Source organism: Stutzerimonas stutzeri, assembly GCF_024448935.1.
Classification (GTDB): Bacteria; Pseudomonadota; Gammaproteobacteria; order Pseudomonadales; family Pseudomonadaceae; genus Stutzerimonas; species Stutzerimonas stutzeri_AO.
The window spans coordinates 66804-86825 of record NZ_JAMOIE010000008.1 but is presented as its reverse complement, the minus strand read 5'-3'; the positions used below and the strand labels follow the sequence as shown (position 1 = coordinate 86825).

Here is a 20022-nt window from a genome sequence, read left to right as displayed (position 1 = left end):
ATAGTGTGAGGCCAGCAGCGTTGCGGCCTACAAGGCCATTCGGAGAGCATCCGGCACCCTCAGTTGCCACTCCGTTGAGCTGGAGGTACTCCCCTACTTCGGTCCTCCCTTCCGAGGTCAACTTGCCCCCGCGCATCTCGCCGGCGGTGTAGACGTTCTTGTTTGCATACGAGCGCACCCAGGTCGGATCGCTCATATACCAACCGCCGACCCATTTCTCGTTGTACCAACCACTATCCCCGCGAGTACGGAACCACCCACCGGTATAGGTCTCCCCGGTAATGTCAGCCGTCTGCCCCTTGATCGTGCCGCCGACGGTTGCGTTGCCGGCGACGGCAGCGTTCCCGGTGATGTTTGCTGTAGTAGCGTTCACCGTGCCGGTGTTGTTGAGGTTGTTGCCTCCCATGTCGATCGAGGTGTTCATCCGGTTCACTTCGGGGTGACCCGCTACCGAGTTTCGATACAGGTAGTCGTTGGTAAGGGCGCCGTCGTCGAAAAACAGAGCGGTCGCCAAGTGCCCTGCCCCCGGGGAAACGCCGTAGGACGCCAGCGGCACGCCCCACCCTCCAAACGAGCCCTCCACCCGGGCTGTGTCGACGTTCGAGACATAGCCGCCGCGAGCGCCCACCTGCTTGGCAATCCGACGAATGCTGGTCTCGGAAATGGTTTCACCGCCGGTGGTGACAACCAGCGTCTGCAGCTTATTCGGCGTCGGCTCGATCGCCAGTACCCTGTAGGCCTGGCCGAAGCTGTTCAGGTCGGCGACGCTCGTCTCCAGGTACCCGGTGTTCTTCAACATCGTCGTGGTAATCGTCGCCGGCGTAGTCGGCCCTGCAGCCGCAACGACCGCGGCGTAGTTGTCCTTGATATAGGCTGCAGCCGCGTCGGAAATGATTTTCTGGTGATCGGCAGTGGTCTGCGCGGCCATGTTGTCCGCGTGATCGAACATCGCCTGGGCACCGATCCCGAGGGCGGAGATCACCAGAATCAGCACCACGATCATTTCGATCGCGGCAAAGCCCTGCTGCTTCTTCGCACCCCGCAATACCCTGCCTCTCGCCTTCATGTTCTCGTCCCTCCAAATAGGTTTTCGGTGCTCCACGAGGCCTGCCGGAGCTGTTGTTCGATGTCTTGGTGCAACTGGCCAAACTCGCCCTTCCGGATCTTGGCCCGGATCCCGGTATCGCCTGCGCCAATGGAGAGCGTCTTGACCATCAGTCGACCAGGCTGACCAGGCTGCCGTTTGATGGTCTGCCAGATGACTGCACTCAGACCGTCGGCAAGCAGGTCGTTGTTGTTCGGCAGCTCCGCGCACCAGGTCGAGATCCTCGACAGAGCATCAGGAATGTCACGACCGTGTATGGTCGCGATGACCAAGCGACCATTGGTACTCGCGGTGACTGCCTCGACGCCGGCGGCCGTGTCCCTAATCTCACCAATGAGGATCAGGTCCGCACTGGCTCGCATCGTTTTGATGAGGTGCTCGCGGTATCCACCAGCCTTTCGCGACGCCGGCACTTGGATACAACGGCCAGGACCATGCAGCCCGTTCAGAGGCGTTTCCGGCGGATCCTCAATCGCGATAGCGACGCCGCCATGAATCATCAGGCGCTCCACCACGAGAGATGCTGCAGAGGTCGTCTTGCCGACCCCCATCTCACCAGCGAAAAGGATCAGCCCCCGCGTCCCCTTATCGAGCAGGAGCTTTACCGCGTGCGGAGGCAGGCCCAGAGTCGCGAAGCGGCGGATCTCCGCCTCCGGTCGCCGAATGAAAAAGACGTTGCTGTTGGTCACGTCGGTCATCTGGGTGACCCGCAGCATCGTACCCTCGTGGATCACCGCAAACTCGGACTCACCATGCGTGGCGTAGCCCTCCATGCACTTCTGGCGAAGTGCATGAATAAGCTCCTGCATGCTGTCTGGCACAGGGATCCGGGGCGCATGCGCCCCGGCCACCTGTTTCATGTCGCTGTAGCCCTCACCAATGTAGAGATCGATCCAGCCGAACTCTTTAGGCGAATGGTTTTCTGGGCCGCTCATACCCCTCCCTTACTGCCACCGGCAGATTAGGTGTTGCTCGCCCAGGTGAGGGAGTTGCTGGTGGCACTGCTGCAACCGGCGGTCGCAGCAGCCTGGGTGACCTCACCAATGATCGCGGTACCGGAGTTGATCCTGGTGGAGTACACCCCACCCCGGGCCAGCTTGGTGGCCAAGGTCAGGCAAACGCCTTCGGGAACAGCGGCAGACGCGACCGTGAAACCGGTACCGGTGGATACCACGGTCACAGCACCACCCCAGGTGTTGTAAAGCGCGCCGGAGGTAACGGTCATGTTCTTCGGCACAGCACCGGCCTTGATCAGCGCCGGCACCAGGTTCGTACCGGAAGCGCCGTAGCCGGAAGAGGTTTTCAGGTTCTTGGTGCCAGCCATGAGCATGTTGACGTTGGAGATCTCTTCGGCGGCCTCGTTGCTACCGAACAGGGTGTCCCAGCGACTCGCCGCCAGGGCCAGCAGGCCGATCACGATGATGAGCACCACGATCATCTCGATAGCCCCGAAACCCGCCTGCTTCTTCGCATGGGCCTTGCGATTGATGCCAGGCTGAACTGGCTTTACTTCTGCTGCTTTTTCCATAGCTACCTCTGTGGTTGGGATTTTGCTGTTGTTCACTTCGCTACCGCCTGAATTGCGTCCTGGATGCCCGACACCCCCGAAATAACCGTCATCAGAATCACACCGACCGTGATGATCCCGCCGGCGATTGCCATTTTTGCGGCCGACTGGATCTGCTTGATGCTCTTCTTCAGCCATCGATCACCGAAGTTGCTCAACGCATCTTCGAAACCATCCTTGCCCGACAGGATCATGAGGAACTGGACTGCCTTCTTATCTGGGAAGTCGTATCCGGCCTTGCTCAACGCGACCCCCAGGTTCCCCCCGATACCCAGACCGTAGAAGGCGGCATTAAGGCGTTCGCGCAACCACGGGCTCGCTTCCGCGGCCATCATCCGGAGGGAGTCCTGCAGGGAAACGTTTGCTTGGATCATCACGCCGACGTTGAGGAGGAACGTCGAGCCGTGGAGCATTCGATACACCGACCAAGGCGGAAGCTTGTCGAGGTGGACGCGCAGTCCACCTCGCAGATATGGAAGCGAGGCGAAGACCAGGAACAGGAAGATCAGAATGCCGGCCAGGGTGATCGCCCCGTAATGGACGACGTATTGGGACATCTCGTAGAGGAAGGCCGCGGCGCCGGACCAGGTCTCTGGATTAGAGGTCCTGGCCAATTTGGGAACCAACTTGGTGGACACCATCACCAGCATCACGCAGACCATGGCCATCAGGAACGACGGATACACCGTAGCCAGCAGGATGGCTCCCACGATGTCCTGCTTGGCCGTGATGATCTTTCCGCAGTTGTCGAATGAGGTCTTCAGATCGCCAGAACGCTCGCCAGCGGCGATCAGCGTGTATTCCTGATAGGGAACCCACTTTGCCAAGGCCTTGGATAGCGGCTTGCCGTCGGCCACCTCACGGTAGCAGTCGTAGGTCACCGCAGCGAGCGCTCGCTTCGGTTTCTTCCCGTTCTCACTATAGATCTTGTACATGTCCTTCAATGCAACATCGAGGAGCACTCGGTTTTCCAGGAGCAACGACAGCGCCTCGTAGAGCTCCATCCTTATAGAGCCGTAGAACTGCAGTCGGATCACCGCGAGATCCAGCCTGGCCATCAAATCGTGCAACTGCATTTCAATCCCTCAGGGTGATTTCGTCTTCGTCGAGCGTGCAGATGTCGCGCTCTCCGTGCAGCGGATCCACACACCCCATGTTCATCAGGCGAATGAGGTGCGCGTTCTTGGTGATGCCGCCCATGTGGTCGACCCAGTAAGCCCTGGCGTCGGCCTTGCCCTTCTCTCGGAATGCCTTCATGAACCCCTTGTTCGGCATCATGACCTCCGAGACCACCGTCCGACCGCGCACACCCGTGCCGTTGCAGTCAGAACAACCTGGGCCACACACGTAAACGGTGCTGGGCGTGCAGAAGCGCTCCACACGCTCAATGAGGTCAGATGGCAGTTGGGCCTTGGCTTGTACGAACGGCAGCTTGCAGCTGTTGCAGAGCGTTTTAACCAGCTCTTGGTTGATGAGCCCGGTCATCAACATGGGATCCGTCAGGAGACTTATCTCAATGCCGAGGTCTTTCAGGCGCTCAACGATAGCGACGAGATCGTTCGCGTGGAGCGTCGTCCACAGCTGGTGCCCTGTCATCGCGGCAGTGAAAGCCGCCTTTGCGGTCGCGAGATCGCGGATCTCACCCACCATCAGGACATCGGGATCGAGACGAAGCGTGTTGGAGATCGAGCGCGCCCACTCCTGGGATACCGCTTCAGCATCGTCCGAGTCGCATAGAATTGGGGTTTGAATCGCCCTACCCTTGCCGATCTCGTATTCCGGTGGGTTCTCGATCGTCAGCAAGCGGATCTTGTACTCAAACAGCTCCAGCAGGTCGCTCAACACGCGCTGTAGGGTGGTCGACTTACCTGAGCCGGTCGGGCCAGAAAAAATGATGATCCCTTTGCGGCGTTGGATCATGCGCGTGATCAGCTGGATCTGTTCCAGCAGATAGCCGAGCTCTTCCAGCGACCCGCCGGCCGAGCTCCGCAGTAACCGCATGACCATCAACGTCCCTTTGTCGGTCGGCCTGGTCGCGATGCGGGCGCCATACAGGCCCCAGGCCTTCACGAAGGACTGCTTCAGACGGGCATCTTGCGGTTGGAGGTCGTTGTAGGTTGGATCCGCTACGTCACACATCGACTGGTAGATGGTCGAAGCGATAGCTTGACCATCTTCCGCCCGGATCTGGTCCTTGACGACCAGATCCCCATTTACCCGGTACTCAACGAGCGCGGTATGCCGTGTCTTGTCGATGGTCAAATGGATATCGCTCGCGCCGCAGGTCATCGCGTCCTTGACGAGACGTTGCACCTGCACTTGCCGAGGCGTGGTTTCTTCGATCAGACCGACCGGCTTGGCGACAGCGATCGCCGGCCGCACGGCCGCTGCGTTGGCATAGAGTTCGCGAATCTCCGGCAACGGGTGCTTCTGCAGGGTATAGCGGACCTTGCTACGCCCCAGACGCTCCATGAAGCCGAGCACATACGGATCGCCGAGGTGCGAAGCCGAGACATGGAGCACCAGGTCATCGGTCAGGCACAGTAGATCCCGCAGCTTCTCATCGATAGAGTACTTCCCGCCGGGAGCGGTAAGCACCTCACGAGGTGTTTCGATAGTAGCCAGCGCAGGAACGCCCATATGCTCTCTCCGTGCCCCTTTACGGATTCAAGCCAGGAAGCATCGGCTGAGGTACGCCGTATCCAGGCTGCCCCATCCCAGGATTCATGCCGTTAGCGACACCTGCCGACGGTGCGTGCGAGGCGAAGCCCACCTGGAACCGTCGACCTCCTTTCTGCAGCTCCACCTTGTCCACGGTGACGTGTACGACCTTGAATCCGCCGGGAATAGTTTCCCCGGCTGCAGCATCGGCCGTGATCCCCGAGGAATAAACAAACGTCGCGTAAAGCTTGCCGTTGACACCCGCTACAGATCGAACCGATGGAGTACCTGCGTCAGCGAGGCCGCCCGACGACAACCCCATCGGGACCCCGCCGGCGCTGCCGCCATTGAGCTTGCGCAGCTCATCTTCCTGCCTGGCCAGGTCGACTTGCGCTTTCTTGAGCAGCACCTGCCCCTGCAGTTGAGTCAGGTCGCCCACGGTTGCGTCGGCAGCGAGCGCACTGGACGATACGACCAACATTGCGATTACGATCGCAGCAGGCATCTTATTTTTGGGCATAGATCTCTCCATCGACCTTCCAGGTCAGTTGGGCCGATTCGAAGTTGAGGTTTACCGAAATCTCGGTCAGTCGAAGCCCAGGACCAGCAAGCCCAGACAGCGTTTCGTTCGGCGCCCGCGGCGACTCATAGCTGAAGGTGAACGTGCGCCAGAACGGCTCGGGCTTCTTCGGCGCGTTTGGATCGTTCGGATCCTCGCCGGGCATCACCTGCCGCTGCTCTTCTGTGGCCTTCTCGTTGATGACGGGCTTCAAGCCGAGACGTTGGAAATGAGAGGAGAACCTGTTCAGCAGCGGATTCATCTGCTCCAGGTCCTCATCGCCGCCTACCCCCATGTCGAGAGGCACATGTACAGCTGCCGCCTGACCCTCTTCGAAGAAGGCGGGCTCGGCGGCAGGAAAACGTGGGGCAGCGCCGATGATGAAATCGCCTACCGTGGCGTTCCCCGTGCGCGAGTAGGTGACGTCGACCTTGTCGAAAGAACAACGGGCGGACTGGAACACCCAGCCGTCGAAAGCCAGAGGGAGCTTGGTGACCTGGGCAAAGCAGACGCGCCAAAAGCCATCAACCTCGGCCATCTTCGCCCACGGGTGTTCGAGAGCCTGCAGCGACTGTTCCTGCTGGGCTTTTTCGTTCAGGCGCTCCAGCTCAAGGCGTTGCTCTTCTGCAATGCGGATCCGTTCCTCACGGATCCGCTTTTCTTCCGCGGCCTTCCACTGGAAGAACACAACAGCGCCGACCAGGGCAAGGACGCCCAGTACGCCGACAACGCCCCACTCCTTCGAGGTCAGGCCGAAGGTCAGCTGCTTGAGCCGGTACTCTTTCTTGAGGCTGGATGCTACCAGCACCTTGTCGAGGTAGAGCTCGTTGTTGGAAAACCCAAACTCGGGTGGAGAAAAGAATTTGTCGTTCTCGTCGGTAAAGAACGCCTGGAAGATCTGCAGTTTTTCCTGAATCTCGACTTGATCACCCACGATGTCGCAACCCGGAAGGATCGCACCATCTTTCACGCCGACCAGCGCGTAGCGCTCGGCACCAAGGGCAAACACGCCAAGCCAGGACTCACCCAAGGCTCCTGCTAGCGCAGCGGCCAGGCTGTACATGCCCTTGGTCACACCAGCGTTCTTCGAGACGAAACCCGCCTGGATGATGCTCCCGTGACGAATCGCCACGATGTCCATCTTCTCGCGCTTTCCGATCTCCCGGGCCTCTTGCATGTAGGCCCGCGGCTTGCTCAGTGGCTGCCAGAAAAGGCCGCTGACGAAGCTCTGTCCGTTCACCGTTGTCACGGTGACCGGCGTCGAGATGACCTCATCCTCCATCGGGCCCATGCTCAACCTTCCACGATCGGAGTGATCAGGACGACGATGACGTCCTTGCTGTTGTCACGCTTGAGGCTACCGCCCATCAGCCAGTTGCTCGCGCTACCAACGCCTGCCTTGCTGCCGTTGTCCACGGACTGCTCGAAGCCCGAAAGAACCAACGTCTCACCGGACCGCAGCTTGACCATCTGCGAGAAAATTCGGTTGTCGACCTCGGGAATCTCGATGGTGTTGTCGCCGCTGGAGACCTGGCGGATTTGCTTCAGCGCACTGAGGTTGATCGAGTAGCGCAGCAGTAGCTCTTTACCCGGCATCACGTAGGGAAGCAGGTTCATGTTGAAGCCGGACGTGACGGTCCCAGGAGTCAGCGAAGTGGTCGAACCTACGTCAGCCGTATTGGTGGTCTGAATGCTGGCCAGGTAGCTCGTCTGGCGAGCGACCTGGACAGGCACTGGCTGCAGGTTCAGCGTGGTGACGGATGGGCTGGTAATAGTCGATACACGACCTTGCTGGGCCAACGCCTTAACCAGCAAATTCGATCCAGCCCATTGGCTGCTTGTGTCGAGGATGCTGACCGAGCCTTGTACTGCTGCAGCATCCGCCTGGGTGACGTTCTTCCAGCCGATGCCCCACTTGCCGTTTACGGCCGTGTAGACCAGATTCCAGTCGATGCCGAGGTCATCCTTGTCGGTCAAGGTCACGCTCAGGACTTTGACGTTGAGAAGGACCTGCTTGGTGATGTTGCTGTTTTCGCCGTTCAGGAAGTCGCCGACACGGGCAAGCACTTCAGGCGTGTCCGTTACCGTCATCGTGCCGGTGGAGCTAGACATCGACATTCGGCCCACGCCCGGAGTGAGCATCGACTGAACACTGTTTCCGATATCCTTGGTGATATCAGTGTTGATAGTGACGCCGGTGGACTGCGAACTGCCGGAGTTGCCCGATATCCCACCGCCACTGCCTGAGTTGCTGGTACCGGAGTTGCTTACCCCAGCAGCAGAAGTGGTTCCTGAAGACACGACAGAAGTCATGTCGGTGACCGAAGGGATTGCATACAGGCGGAACGTCTTGGTGTCGACGTAGAAGATAGTGACCAGGTTTTCCGCAGCGCTATACTTCCAGGAGAGTCCCAGACGCACGGTAGCCATATCGAGCAGCCCCTTGGCCGGGCCGCCCTTCCACTTTAATCCGCTGATAGACAAATTGCGGCCACCGGACGATGCCCCCAATGCCGAGCCCCCCTGGGGCAGTGCCGGCAGCGGCGGAAGCCCCATGGCGCCGCCAGGATTGGCGGCGGAGCCCTGTTGCTCGCCCAGCGGAGGCAGCGAGAAGCTAGAAGCGCTACTGCCTGTCAGGGTCACATCCGGAGTGACACGAACCGGTATGCCACACCATTTTGTGATCTCCTGACCGACCTGAAAAATGTCGACGTCGGCCGTCGGCGAGTAGGTGATGTCGCAGTTAAGCGCGTCCGGGATCCCGTCGATCTTCAGGTTGATTGGGCGAGTCGATACCCACGGAGTGTCGGAGTAGCGAACGGTTGGCCTTGCCGGCGTATCCTGGCGCGACCGCATACTGGCGGCGAGGCCTTCGGCCGACTCGCTCGCATCCTCGGCACGGCGCATGGTGTCGTTGACATTGCTGATCGTGCAGCCGCTTGCGGCGACGAGCAGGAAGCTCGCGATCAAAGGCTTCAAATTCATGTTCAGTTTCTCGCTGAGATGGCCAGGACGGGCGGAGTTTGCTTCTGGTACACGTCGACCCAGAACGGCTTTTCAGCCTTCTCGTAGCTCCGGAACAGCGTGGTAATGGCGTCTAGGAAAGACCCTTCGAAAGTGAGCGAGGCCTTGATGGGGTAGTCGTAGTCGGCGTTCCACACCACGTCCCAACCAGCCTTTTTGCCCCACTCCTGGACGGAGGTTTTAAGCGTGCTGCCCGGCTTGGCCACCCACTGAGGTTTCGGCGGAGGCGGGGGCGGCACCTTGGCCGCTGCTACAGCAGTTGCCGGCGCGTACACCGGGCGTTTCTCGCCGATGAAGATCTCGCGCTTGTTCCAGTCGACCTCTGCAGAGAGACCCTGCTCGGTTGCCAGAATGTCGAGGACCTCCACCCAGCGCCGGCCACCACGCCAGTCGACCAATTTGCCTTTGTCGACACGGCCAACCATTTCCGCTTTCAGGTACCCATGCCAACCCACCGGCGCAATCTGCTTCAGCGCTTCGGTGATCCGCACTTGGCGACCGAAGCCGCGGCGAATCTCTACCTCCCCGGAGGGCTGCCCAACGAAGGTGACAGCCAGAAGGGTAAAGCCGCCGACGTTTGCAGCCGGCACCGATGCAACCGACAGGCCGGTAGTCGCGCCTGGCTGAATTACGGCCGTCGGCGGCGCTGCAGTGGCTACCGCAGCGGATGCAGGACGGCTCATCGCCGCCGGCACAGCAGGAGACGGCGCCGGTCGCACCGGAGGCTCCTCCGTGACGAAGAAACCCGCATGAGCAGCAACGGGCAATATCGCCATCGCCGCTGCAATCAAAACTAATTTTTTCATCCGCCTTGAAGCCCCTATGTCTTGTGTCTAGCCGTGCCTCATGAGCCCACCAAGGAGACCCTTGGCGGACGGTGCCCTGCCCTGCTCGGCAGCAGGTGGAGGTGTCGCCTCCCGCTCCTGCTGAGCAGCGTTCCGGGGCACGCTCGGTGGCTCCGGCTCCTGGGCTTGCTGCTGCTCCACAACAGTGGTTTCCACGCGACTTTCATTGCTTGAAAATCGCACTTCGTCTTTTTGCGTATTATTACTTTCGTTGTTTGATAACGCAACACTAACAGAGCCTAAAGCCTTTGCCGAAAGGATTTGATTTCCCACGGAGAGGCACAGCTTTAGGTACTCCTTGTCAGGTTTACCGAGCTCGGCTGATCGGCGATCGAACTCATCCATAACAGCCAGCTCGGCAGGACGCTTGAAGGAGAGGCGGAGAAGAAATCTCCGCCCGTAACGCTCCCAACTCTTGCTGGTCGTCCTGGCCATGAATCAGGCCTCCTGCCCCGAGGAGTCCGCGATTGCCTCCAGGGCCTGGTTCACCCGCTGCTGCTCTGCAGGGGACTTCCCGGCTAGCTCCTGGAGAAGCGCATCGACATCGATTTCCATCTTCAGGTACTTGAGCATTCCGCGAGCGTTGGAAAACTCCGGGCGCGTCGGTACGAGCAGGTGCGGGAAGGCTTCTTTCAAGCAGTTGGACATGAGAGCAGCACCGCCGCCCACCAGGATCACCGCCTGCATCTCGGCGGCATCGCCAATCCGGCGCTTAGATTCGCGGATGATCTGTTGCGAGATCTCGGCTACCGCAGCGTCGACGATGTCGCCGACATCGTGCTGCAGACCTCTGAGGCGGATGTTGCGGTGCCGGGCAACGTGCTCCAGCGTGGAGAGGCGGATCTTGCTGGCACCGAACTTACGTTTGAGCTCGTTCTCGATGATGTCGTAGACATTGCTGATGCCCACCACACCGGTACCGGACCCCACGTGATCAAGCTTGCCGCCGCCATAGACGGTGACACAGTCAGTAGTGCGCCCACCGATGTCGATAACGGCAACGGGAGCGTCCATCTCAACATCGGACTTGAAATTGCCGTTGTCGTCGACGACGTAGTCGATGTAGGCCACCAGGCCTTGTGCCGTCACCCGCTGCTGGATGATCTGGATGGGCTGCAACCCGCCCAGCGGTTCGACGGGTTCGGAGAGGTTCGCCATCTTGCGATCGATGAGGGATTGGTTGGGCTCGCTGCTGCCGGCAACAAAGAACGACTGAAACGGCAGGCCGGTGGCCAATACCACTCGTTTTCCAGAAAGCCCGAGCGAATGGAGCGTGTGGTGCACTAGGACGCGGTTGATTTCGCTGGTCGAGAAATCATCGAAGCGAGTGTCTTCGCCGTCGATTTGCGGATCCACGGTGTACTCGCGCCCGCTGGTCTGGTAGCCGCCCAAGCCTGCATCCCCGTCGCCACCGCCGATCAGGGACAAGGTGAAGCCTGCCCGGGCCAGAGATGGATGCGCGATCAGCGCGTCGCTCGCCAGCCCTTTCATCTGGCGGAAGCCGTCATCTACTACCGCGAGTACTACATCATCAGCTCCGACCGCGGCCGGAGAATTGTTTTTCGAAGCCATCATGCTCCCCTTATTTGATTTTTCTTTGCGGCTTGTGCCACCACGCAACGCCGTACCGAACCGGCCCGGCGATCCAACTGCGCAGGGCGCGTAAAGCCACCACCATTGAAATTCCAAGCCACTCCAGCACCCCGAAAAGCACAAACACTGCGAGCGCTGCGCCCATCGTCCACGGCCGAATGTGCATAAGAGCCAAAGCAAACGGGAACGCCGCCCGTGCATCGAAAATGAAGAACCGCACCGTGAGGGCGGTATTACGCCATTCGTTTTTTCTAGGCATGAGCCACCTCCAGCACACCGAACGGCGCCTGCGAGGTCGCCTCGGCCGCCTCGCCCTCCGCCCGGAACAGATCCACCTGCGTTTGATCGATGCGTCCTTCCGCGTGCAGACGTTCCGCGTCCTGCAACATCGACTGGCCGAACTGGGCCAGCAGCTGGCCGGCGCGATACGGCAGAAGCGAGATGTTGGTTGCGGCCGTTTTGAGCAGCTCGTTGCGGATGTAGCTGTTGAACACCAGGTGTTCCCGCACAGCGCAACGACGACCATCTGTGGAGCGCACCAAGCGCTGGCAGACGATGATTTCGATGTTCCCGATCACAGCCCCCATGATCGAGTAGAGCTCCTCGACCGGGCAGGCCTGGATCAACCGCAGGAAAGTGGTCTGTACGCTGTTGCTATGAAGAGTGCTGAGGACGAGGTGACCCGTTTGCGCTGCGAGCACCGCCGCCTTGATGGTTTCGGCGTCCCGCGACTCACCTACCAGGATTACGTCTGGATCGCGACGCAGTGCGTTAACGACTCCCAGAGCGAACGAAGCGACGTCGGCCGGCACGTCAGACTGGTCGATCTCACAGGACGTGGTTGCCAGGGAGTCCAAGCGGTACTCGATCGGCGCCTCAAACGAGACAATGTGCGTGTCGGACTCGGGATCCTCGGCGATCTTGCGAATCCACGAGGCGAGCGTCGTCGTCTTGCCGGCGCCGGTTTCCCCCGTGATGAAGACAAGACCCTGCAGTGGGAACAGAGCCCGCCAGAGATCCGCGTGGTACTCCTCCTCTCGCGCTGCAGGCGGAACTTCTTTCAGCTCCCGCATGATCACGGAGATGCCGAAAGCACCATCAATGCGAACGCCGGTGGCACACCAGCGGAAACGGTAGTCTTTCTCGCGGTTGACCTTCACTGAGAAGGCCTGGTCCAACGGCGTACCCTTGCGAAGTTCAACCTCGGCGTTAGCCCCGTACATCAGCACCACCAGACGAACCACCTCAGCATGCTGCAGCGGCCTGGTAGTGAGGCGAACCAGTCGCCCATGCACCCGGGCAACCACCGGGCGGGAAGTCTTGAAGTAGACATCAGACGCTTCCATGTCCATTGCATGGATGAGCACCTGGTCGAAATCGGCATCGTTGAAGCGAGCCGCCTCCCCTTTCATGAGATAGCCGGTCAGCCGATCACGAGCAACGGTCACGGAGCTCATCTCGGCACCGCCACCGGCTTCCAGATCGCCGGATTGGTTTGCAGCTGCGGCTTCGCCGTAATACGAAGAACTCGATCATTGATATTGATTTCGTTCCCATTTCCGGTAACGCCCATCTTCGACTCGGCAACATAGGGCTTGCTAATCATGCCCTTGGCAAGAAGGCTCTTATAAAGAACCATACCTTTGTAATCTCGTTCCAAGCGAGCCAACGACTGACCGAATATTTCATCAGCTTGTTTGAAACCGATATCCCAGCCTTGGGAGACATATTTCTCCCATACTTTCTTTTCGGCGTCATTTTTCGGCAACAGGCTCGTGGCCGGGACTTCTACTTGATATTGGAAGTCGTGCAGCAAGTAATCGCGCCAGTTAGTCGGCGCAGTAACAAATCTTGCTTGGCTCTCAATGCGGTAAGTAGCGTCAGCGACGCGGATAGTTTCGGTGTCAGGCAAGTTCAAACTTACTTGACCGTAGGACAGAACCGGGGGCATTACATTTCGCTCAAGAACTAGCGCGGCAAAATTAAAAATGCCGTCGAGAAGCGACTCGTTGGCACTCAGCATTTTGCCAATCTCATAGGATCGACGAGCCAAACCGCTTCGAACGCCATATCCCAAAGCCGCTTCTTTCAACGAGCTGAGACGGATAGCCGGAATGTCGCTTTCAATACTCGATTCATGAGCTGCATTGGTGCTTCCAGTGAGGACGCCCGACAAGTCCGGCGGCGGAGCATCCTGTCCGGCGAATGCGCCAGACGCGGCCAACAGGCAAGCAGCCAAAAGACCACACTTAAACGGCGCCATCGGTGTACCTCACTTCCACAACACGAAGCGAAGGATTCACTACGATGTCCGCACGCACACCGGCCTGGATGCCGACGTTACGCAGATGGTCAGAAATGCTCGCGGGGGACTCGCCGATCTGCACAAGGATCGGAACAGCCGGCGGTTTACCCATGAACTTCACTTCGTAGCCGGAGAACGATGCGAGCTTGCTCACCGCCTGTTCGAGAGAGCCGTGCCAGGGCATGGTCACGACCTGCTCCATGCCGCGGATCTGAGCATAGATCCGCGGCTGCGAAGGCCGGTTCTTCATCTTCTCGTACTGCTCAGCTTCAGCAAGCTGCGTGAGCGACTGCTGGATGTTCTTCGCTGTTTCCTGGAGCTTCTGGTAAGCGGGGTCGTCGCTGTAGCTCTTGTCGCCACCACGGCCAGTCCCAGCGCACCCGGACAACAACGTAGCGACAAGCAGAGAGCCAGCAATCACTCGGTTCTTCATCGTATCTGCTCGGTTGGTTGATGGATAAAGCGCTCCTTACAGGAAAACAACGCTTTAGCGCACGACTATACATCAACGAAAGTCGAACGATAAGACAATGATAGTCAGAAGTGACCCACCACTCAACACCAACCCACACCCATATAGGTCTTAGGTGACCTAAAATCCCTTCTGCCCGCCAAATAGGTCACCTGTGACCATCCCTATAGCCAGTGCGAGATGCCGCAGATACAGGGCTTTCGGGAGCCAATACCCCCTTTAGGTCACATGTGACACTCGGCAGCAGCACCGCCCTACTCCGCCGACAAATACCCAGACACGCCGACTCTTTTTAGGTCACAGCTGGCAGATCACTCGCAGCGGGTGATGCGCTCGCCGATGGATCGATGACGAACTCAGCAACGTCCGTTTCCGAATAGGTCAACACGGGTATCGAACGAAGATTTCTGGCGACAATAGTCTGCATCTGATACGTTACTTGGAGACGTTTACGGTTCCGAGTAACGGGGGTAGCCAAATAAAACTTATGATTCCGAGTAGACTTCCGGAAACGAATGAGCAGTACGTCATCAAGGCTCTCTCTGTCTGCTCCCAAGCTGCCCAGGCATACGGCATCGACTCCCCCCATTCGGTACCGCCACTCACGGTGATCGAGCACCTCATCACCCGTAAGCCCTCGATCGCCCGTAACACCTGGAAGCAGTACAAGAACGCCCTTCGGCATCTGTTCACTGAGCGTATGGCGGCGACTGAGGAGAAAGTCGTCCAGGAAGAGCTCCAGGCCGCTCTCCAGATGCTGGATACGACCTCATCAGAGGGCACCCTTCGAAAAGGGACTCAGACATCCTCCAAGAAGCAGAAGGGCTTTAAGCGAGCCGACTACCAACGTTTGCTTTCGTACCTGGAGATGCACCAGGGCAAACACCGCTATGCGCGCCCATTGAAGACCTGGTTGAAAGCGACCTACTTGGTCGGTCTGCGGCCGGGAGAATGGAAGTCAGCCGGCGTGACTGAGATCCACGGCCGCCCCGTACTTAATGTCGAGAACGCGAAGGCCACGAACGGCCGCGGCAATGGAACGTTCCGCTCCCTGGATCTGGGGGATCTGACAGCTGACGAGCTGGAGGACATCCACGAGATGATTGCGATGCTGGAAGGCTACGCCGGCGAGCTCCCGTTCGACACCCTGCAGGAGAGGATGGGCGACTACATGAAGTACGCCACCAGGCATTGCTTTGGGAAGCGAATGAAGTATCCGACGCTGTACTCAATGCGGCATCAGTTCTCGGCGAACGCAAAGCTGGCCGGCAACAGCAAGGCCGAGGTGGCCGCGCTGATGGGGCATGGAAGTGACGAGACCGCAGGAGAGCATTACGCGAGAAAGGTTTCAGGTGATGCCGCCGGAAAGGTGAAGCCGTTAGCCTCTGATGTCCAAAAAGTGCGATTGAAGTCGAAGACGTTCAAACCGAGGTCCAAAGTTGCTTTAGGCGGCGAATAATGATCGGCAAAAAAAAGGGATCTTTATGCTCCCTTTTTTGTTTGTATCGCTATGACAACTACGACTGCAGCCAGGATTCCACTACGTCGGCGCCGAATTGAGTTTTCCACTCTTTCAGAATCTTGTGATTACCACCCTTCGTTTCAACAACCTCGTTCGTGTTTGGGTTGAGATAGCGTTTTAACTGCCGCTCACGGCGCCCAGAATTCGGTTGAGTCTTCGAACTGCGGTTTTGTGCTTGCGGATCAAGTAAATTGATGACATCACGGAGAGATTTATTGTATTCAGACATCAAAGCACGCAGTTTGGTATCGAATTCGAGCTCTGCTTTCATCTGCCCATTCTGCTGCAAGCTAGCTAAACGAGCCTGGAGATCTTTGATGGCCTGCTCGGTAATACGGTACTCGTTAATCAGAGACATAGCATGGCTCGCTTATTCTGGAGGTCTGATAGTAAAAGAATTTGTGTTCGAATTCAAAACAGGTGCACTTTCCGTGCGATCTCCTTATACGGCCGCGCAGAGAGCATTTTTGCTATTTTGGGGGTCTGGACGTGGGCATCACGCTCGCAATAAAGGCTGCGCCTTTAAGCGCGTCGGCCCAGATGCGGATAGTTTCTACGGCTTGAGGCTGTGTAAGAGTCTCGGCGCGATACGTAGCCAGGCTCGCCTGCAACTCGTCCAGACGCTGGGCGGGCGTCCGCTCCAGATCCCAGCTTAAATAGTCACGGAAGGCAGATCGCAAATCCGCGACGAGGCTCGAAACCTCATTTCGACGCCATTGCGCAACGGTGTAATGTGAAGAACGCGGCGGTTCCTCCTGCATCACCTTACGCAGCCGGGAGTGGTCCTGCAGGTAGACCGCGTGCCCCAGAACAACCCGGGCAACCAGGTAAAGCTCAAGGATCTGCAACTGCTCGTTCACGGTATCCGCTGGCATGGCAAAGTTCGTCTTGACCAGTTGCTCGGCCTGTCGCTCCCACAGCTCGCGCTTTTTGGCTATAGCCTTCTCGTCGCGAGCCTTGCGCTCCTTTGCGTGCTGCACGTTGTATTTGACCGAATCCAGAAGCGCTGCAGCGTTGGTCAAAAGCTCCCGTTGCTCGGGGGAAAGTTTCTCGCCCAGGCGCCCAAGTAGCGAGCCGTACTGAGTCAGAGCACGGACTTCGCGGGCAGCGGCAGTAAGGCCGGTCTGAACCTTTCGCATGTCCTGGGCGCTGTAGTAGGTTCCAAGCTCCAAGACTAGATCAGCCGTGATGCCTGACGCCTGTGTCAGGCCGTTGCGTTTGCTGGTTGCCATAGGAACTCCCCTGAACAGCTCAGTCGTCGGCCTGTTCATTGGCCAAAATTGCGTTCAACACGGTTTCGTCATCGTCGAAGCAGCCGTCTTCAGCCAGGCCCAGATTCTCGTCGAGGATAACGCAGACGGCCAGAGCGGCTTGCGCTGGATCAGCGCTGTACTCACGAATGACGCGCTCGATTTGTTTACGGAGAAGGTGCGCGGGCTCGACCTGGCCTACTCCACGCTCAGAGGCTGGATCAGCTAGGCCCACGGGGGTAGGCGCTTCTGCCTGCGGGTCGGCGCCGATGATGGCGCCAGTGATGGTTCGAAACTTCAATTCCATGCTTGGTTCACCTACTCGGTTCAGTTGGAACGGCTATTTTCTTATGGTCGGAAGACTTTCATATTTCCGGTAATAATCACCGGTTCACCTTCTGAGTAAATGCGCTTAAAACGTTCATACAGGGCTGGATCGTAGCTCGATGGCGTGGTCACAACACCATGCCCTGCGTTGAAAACGCCCAGGCATTGCTCTTGCTCGGTTGTCGAATCGGGGATCGCCTGCGGTTTTTCAGTCATGGTCTTGCTTTCCTATTTGGACTCGTAAATTGTGCGCACTCGCTCTACGACCGGGTCGTCCAGTAGAACACGCCCATGGATGAACAAACTCACCGCACCCCAGCGATCGCCATGCTGACTGTTCAGGGAAGTCGCAAGATTGGCTGCAGCAGCCTCGTAGAACGAGCAAGGCGCTGCAAGAGGCGTCTCCCCCAGCTCGTGGATCATGAGGGCTCTGAACAGCGCAAGTTCCACCCCATGAGACTTGGCAGATGTCACCGCACAATCGGGTAGTGACTTACTTTCGGCAAAGGCCGGGCCAGTCTCCGTCAGAGCCCCAAGCAGAGCGAGTGAGAAAACTATGTTCTTCATCATGTGTGTCTCTTACGACGCCAGAGCCATGCAATGATCGAGGCTAACGCAACCACTCTTCCCTTCCAGCCAAATGACTGCCGAGTGGCCACCAAGCACTTGCGCCTCGGTGGTGGACTTGCCCCGATGCGTCTCCCCTTCACCGCGGATGTCCTCGTAGGCGATTAGCGTGCCGAGCCCGTGCAGTTTGTTCCAAGCGTCGCACTGGGACTGCAGTTGCGCTGGGGTTTTTCTTTTGTTTGCCATCTGAGTATTTTCCTCGCGATCTCAAACAGTGGCCTGGCAAAGCCAGGCCACTAGCAGAATCAGTTGTTTGCAGAAGCATCAAGAATCAGCTTATGGCTGCAATTGGTCGGATTACCGTCGACCAGAGTGCACCCTCCGAAACCGAACTCCAGGGGCTGTCCCTTTTTGATTTCGAACGACTGACTGAACTCGTTTCGGCTCATCTTCGGCAAATCAATCGCCAGATTAGTACCAGCCAGGGGCGCCTTGTCGAACCCCTCCAGCACAGCCAGCGAGCCTTTTACGGCGACGATCACGTTTTCACCAACAACAGCTGTCGGAGTCATCGACATATCGAGGCCCGTAACAAGCTTGCCCGGAATCAGCGTCGTTTTTTTGCCGTCGCTTACAGCTTTTTCGATATAGCTGTGGAGGACCTGGTCTTTAACGGGAAGGGTATTCCCCAGAAGAGTCGGTGCGGCAAACGAAGCGACAACCTCGTCCCCTTTGAACACCTTACCGCTCAGAAAGATGTTCGACCCGGATTCCGCCAGAGCCGAAGTGGCCAGCATGGGAAACATTACAGCAACAATCAGGAAGCGCTTCATCGCTTGTTATCCTTGGGTTGGTTTTTCAGTTTTCACGGTGAAAACAGCGAGCACCTAAGCTTGCTGTCGTTCCTCTTCAGGCGCGTCGGAGTCCTCAGTCGCCAGATCTTTTTCAGCCCTGTCGAGGGTACGCAGCAGCTCATCGAGCAGCAGCCGAGTCTCGACAGCCAGGGAGGTATAGCCAGGATCCTGGCGAACGGTCTTAGCAGCCTGGTAGAGCGAGTCAGAGTGCTTCTTCACCACTCGCTTGATTGCTGCGCCAGGCGCGTGCTTCGCAGTCGCTTTGTTCCGGCCCTGGGCCTGTGCTGCAGCAAGCATCTGCTCAAGAACCTCGACGGCCTTGTCGCCATGCGTCTTCAGCAGCTTGACCGCTTCAGTGGCCGAGATCCGGTCGTCGATAACGGCATCACGAATAGATTTCGGTCCCCCTACGAGCATCAGCAGGCCATCGACATAGGCAGTACCGAGGCCCATCCGATCGGCGACGACTTCGAGCTCTAGGCCGTAGCGAATCAGGCGTTTGCAAACCAGGCCCGTTTCGTAAGGCGTCAGGGGCAAACCGGTGTTGCTGCGGTACAGCTTTACGGTCAGGTCCTCCAGGGAGACGCCGCGCTCTTCCGGTACCGCAGGAATCGTTTCGATCTCGGCGCCTTCTTGAATAGCCAGAAGCACGGCCTTGGTCCGGCAGTGGCCATCGGAGACGTACTTGACCTCCTGATCACCTTCGCGAGCGATGTACACCGCGATGGGTTTGTCCATGTAGTAGCCTTCGGACTTCATCGAGTCCGCCAGTGCCCGGATATGCGCTTCCAGACCAGGGCGCGGAGTGCGCGCATTAAAGCCCGACATGAACTTCAGTTCGCGGGGATCCACCTGCCAGAGATCACGGCTTTTCGATCCCGACATAGCCTTCTTCGTGCTGCCCTGAACCAGGTCGCGTTCGAAGCTATCGAGCGGCATCTCAACTTGTTTTGCCATCACTGTCCCCTACCCTGCGTATCCGTTGTCTGGTTTGTTGCTATCGAATCGCGACTATCAGAGCTCAATCTGCTCTTCGCGTGCGCCAGGATCGTTTCGGGGCAATCACGCCACCGTTTGCTTTCCCGACTCGCCAGGTACGCCTTCCAGGTGCTCACCGCGATCGGCTTGGCCTGTCCAACATTCACCAGCTCCAACGCTTCCAGCTGAGTCATCCCGGCCTTTTCAATCAGCCTTCGGAGCAACGCCCCGTTGGTTTCCTCGGCAGTCATGCCATTCTCTCCACGGTGCACTTGTGCACCTATACTACACAGCAAATCGAAAAGATCAACAAACAAAAGTCAATTGTGACCTATTCCCTACCCTGCCCTTCTCAGCGCACATTTTTTAGGTCACATGAGCCCTATAGGTTTA

General features: G+C 58.3%; 25 protein-coding genes. 1 reads left to right on the top strand and 24 read right to left on the bottom strand.

Annotation, left to right across the window (positions count from 1 at the left end):
• From pilV to NA637_RS04020, 15 genes are all read right to left on the bottom strand, one after another.
• Positions 1–1066: shufflon system plasmid conjugative transfer pilus tip adhesin PilV (gene pilV / locus NA637_RS04090; RefSeq protein ID WP_256071068.1), on the bottom strand; the 1066-nt coding region annotated here is incomplete at its 3' end.
• Complete coding sequence (locus NA637_RS04085) at positions 1063–2040, bottom strand: ATPase, T2SS/T4P/T4SS family (protein WP_009684382.1); 978 nt, start codon at positions 2038–2040, stop codon at positions 1063–1065. The genes NA637_RS04085 and pilV, both read right to left, overlap by 4 nt.
• A gap of 26 nt (positions 2041–2066) precedes the next feature.
• Positions 2067–2633 carry a type 4 pilus major pilin gene (locus NA637_RS04080; protein WP_023118099.1) on the bottom strand — a complete coding sequence of 189 codons (567 nt, stop codon included), beginning with the start codon at positions 2631–2633 and terminating at the stop codon, positions 2067–2069.
• Between the two features lie 32 nt (positions 2634–2665).
• A complete protein-coding gene (locus NA637_RS04075) occupies positions 2666–3748 on the bottom strand; it encodes a type II secretion system F family protein (RefSeq protein ID WP_009684380.1) in 1083 nt (360 codons plus the stop codon).
• Position 3749: 1 nt separating this feature from the next.
• Positions 3750–5312, bottom strand: coding sequence for a GspE/PulE family protein (locus NA637_RS04070; protein ID WP_009684379.1), 1563 nt, complete (start codon positions 5310–5312; stop codon positions 3750–3752).
• A 19-nt stretch (positions 5313–5331) separates the two neighbouring features.
• Positions 5332–5853, bottom strand: coding sequence for a type IV pilus biogenesis protein PilP (pilP, locus tag NA637_RS04065; RefSeq protein WP_009684378.1), 522 nt, complete (start codon positions 5851–5853; stop codon positions 5332–5334).
• Positions 5840–7183: a type 4b pilus protein PilO2 gene (pilO2, locus tag NA637_RS04060; protein ID WP_023118098.1), complete on the bottom strand. Its 1344-nt coding sequence runs from the start codon at positions 7181–7183 to the stop codon at positions 5840–5842. Before pilO2 ends, pilP begins: the two co-directional genes overlap by 14 nt.
• Positions 7184–7185: 2 nt before the next feature.
• The gene (locus NA637_RS04055) at positions 7186–8877 is read right to left on the bottom strand and encodes a PilN family type IVB pilus formation outer membrane protein (protein WP_015026533.1); all 1692 of its coding nucleotides are present in this window, start codon (positions 8875–8877) and stop codon (positions 7186–7188) included.
• A gap of 2 nt (positions 8878–8879) precedes the next feature.
• Positions 8880–9722: a toxin co-regulated pilus biosynthesis Q family protein gene (locus tag NA637_RS04050; RefSeq protein WP_052960512.1), complete on the bottom strand. Its 843-nt coding sequence runs from the start codon at positions 9720–9722 to the stop codon at positions 8880–8882.
• A 27-nt stretch (positions 9723–9749) separates the two neighbouring features.
• Positions 9750–10196 carry a hypothetical protein gene (locus NA637_RS04045; RefSeq protein ID WP_009684372.1) on the bottom strand — a complete coding sequence of 149 codons (447 nt, stop codon included), beginning with the start codon at positions 10194–10196 and terminating at the stop codon, positions 9750–9752.
• A gap of 3 nt (positions 10197–10199) precedes the next feature.
• A complete protein-coding gene (parM, locus tag NA637_RS04040) occupies positions 10200–11381 on the bottom strand; it encodes a ParM/StbA family protein (protein WP_256071067.1) in 1182 nt (393 codons plus the stop codon).
• Positions 11344–11613: an IcmT/TraK family protein gene (icmT, locus tag NA637_RS04035; RefSeq protein ID WP_009684370.1), complete on the bottom strand. Its 270-nt coding sequence runs from the start codon at positions 11611–11613 to the stop codon at positions 11344–11346. The genes parM and icmT overlap by 38 nt, the downstream gene beginning before the upstream one ends.
• On the bottom strand, positions 11606–12811 hold the full coding sequence (locus NA637_RS04030; protein ID WP_009684369.1) for a type IV pilus twitching motility protein PilT: 1206 nt from the start codon (positions 12809–12811) through the stop codon (positions 11606–11608). The genes icmT and NA637_RS04030 overlap by 8 nt, the downstream gene beginning before the upstream one ends.
• The gene (locus tag NA637_RS04025) at positions 12808–13617 is read right to left on the bottom strand and encodes a type IV secretory system conjugative DNA transfer family protein (protein WP_023118096.1); all 810 of its coding nucleotides are present in this window, start codon (positions 13615–13617) and stop codon (positions 12808–12810) included. The genes NA637_RS04030 and NA637_RS04025 overlap by 4 nt, the downstream gene beginning before the upstream one ends.
• Positions 13604–14092, bottom strand: a complete 489-nt coding sequence (locus tag NA637_RS04020; protein ID WP_009684367.1) for a DotD/TraH family lipoprotein — start codon at positions 14090–14092, stop codon at positions 13604–13606. Before NA637_RS04020 ends, NA637_RS04025 begins: the two co-directional genes overlap by 14 nt.
• 526 nt (positions 14093–14618) lie before the next feature.
• Between NA637_RS04020 and NA637_RS04015 the strand changes: the two genes are divergently transcribed.
• The gene (locus NA637_RS04015; protein ID WP_009684366.1) at positions 14619–15590 is read left to right on the top strand and encodes a site-specific integrase; all 972 of its coding nucleotides are present in this window, start codon (positions 14619–14621) and stop codon (positions 15588–15590) included.
• 58 nt (positions 15591–15648) lie between these two features.
• On the opposite strand, the gene NA637_RS04010 is transcribed toward NA637_RS04015, so the two are convergent.
• From NA637_RS04010 to NA637_RS03970, 9 genes are all read right to left on the bottom strand, one after another.
• Entirely contained in the window at positions 15649–16011 is a 363-nt protein-coding gene (locus NA637_RS04010; RefSeq protein WP_009684365.1) for a histone-like nucleoid-structuring protein, MvaT/MvaU family, read from the bottom strand.
• 112 nt (positions 16012–16123) lie between these two features.
• Positions 16124–16885: a hypothetical protein gene (locus tag NA637_RS04005; protein ID WP_009684364.1), complete on the bottom strand. Its 762-nt coding sequence runs from the start codon at positions 16883–16885 to the stop codon at positions 16124–16126.
• A 19-nt stretch (positions 16886–16904) separates the two neighbouring features.
• Positions 16905–17210 (bottom strand): hypothetical protein, encoded by a 306-nt coding sequence (locus NA637_RS04000; RefSeq protein ID WP_009684363.1) that lies wholly within the window; start codon positions 17208–17210, stop codon positions 16905–16907.
• A gap of 41 nt (positions 17211–17251) precedes the next feature.
• Positions 17252–17446, bottom strand: a complete 195-nt coding sequence (locus tag NA637_RS03995; RefSeq protein ID WP_131201116.1) for a hypothetical protein — start codon at positions 17444–17446, stop codon at positions 17252–17254.
• A 12-nt stretch (positions 17447–17458) separates the two neighbouring features.
• Positions 17459–17800 carry a hypothetical protein gene (locus NA637_RS03990; RefSeq protein WP_009684362.1) on the bottom strand — a complete coding sequence of 114 codons (342 nt, stop codon included), beginning with the start codon at positions 17798–17800 and terminating at the stop codon, positions 17459–17461.
• A gap of 9 nt (positions 17801–17809) precedes the next feature.
• Complete coding sequence (locus NA637_RS03985; RefSeq protein ID WP_009684361.1) at positions 17810–18043, bottom strand: hypothetical protein; 234 nt, start codon at positions 18041–18043, stop codon at positions 17810–17812.
• Positions 18044–18102: 59 nt separating this feature from the next.
• Complete coding sequence (locus NA637_RS03980) at positions 18103–18630, bottom strand: hypothetical protein (protein ID WP_009684360.1); 528 nt, start codon at positions 18628–18630, stop codon at positions 18103–18105.
• Between the two features lie 54 nt (positions 18631–18684).
• A complete protein-coding gene (locus NA637_RS03975) occupies positions 18685–19608 on the bottom strand; it encodes a hypothetical protein (protein ID WP_023118095.1) in 924 nt (307 codons plus the stop codon).
• The gene (locus NA637_RS03970; RefSeq protein WP_009684357.1) at positions 19608–19880 is read right to left on the bottom strand and encodes a hypothetical protein; all 273 of its coding nucleotides are present in this window, start codon (positions 19878–19880) and stop codon (positions 19608–19610) included. The genes NA637_RS03975 and NA637_RS03970 overlap by 1 nt, the downstream gene beginning before the upstream one ends.
• Positions 19881–20022: the final 142 nt, after the last annotated feature.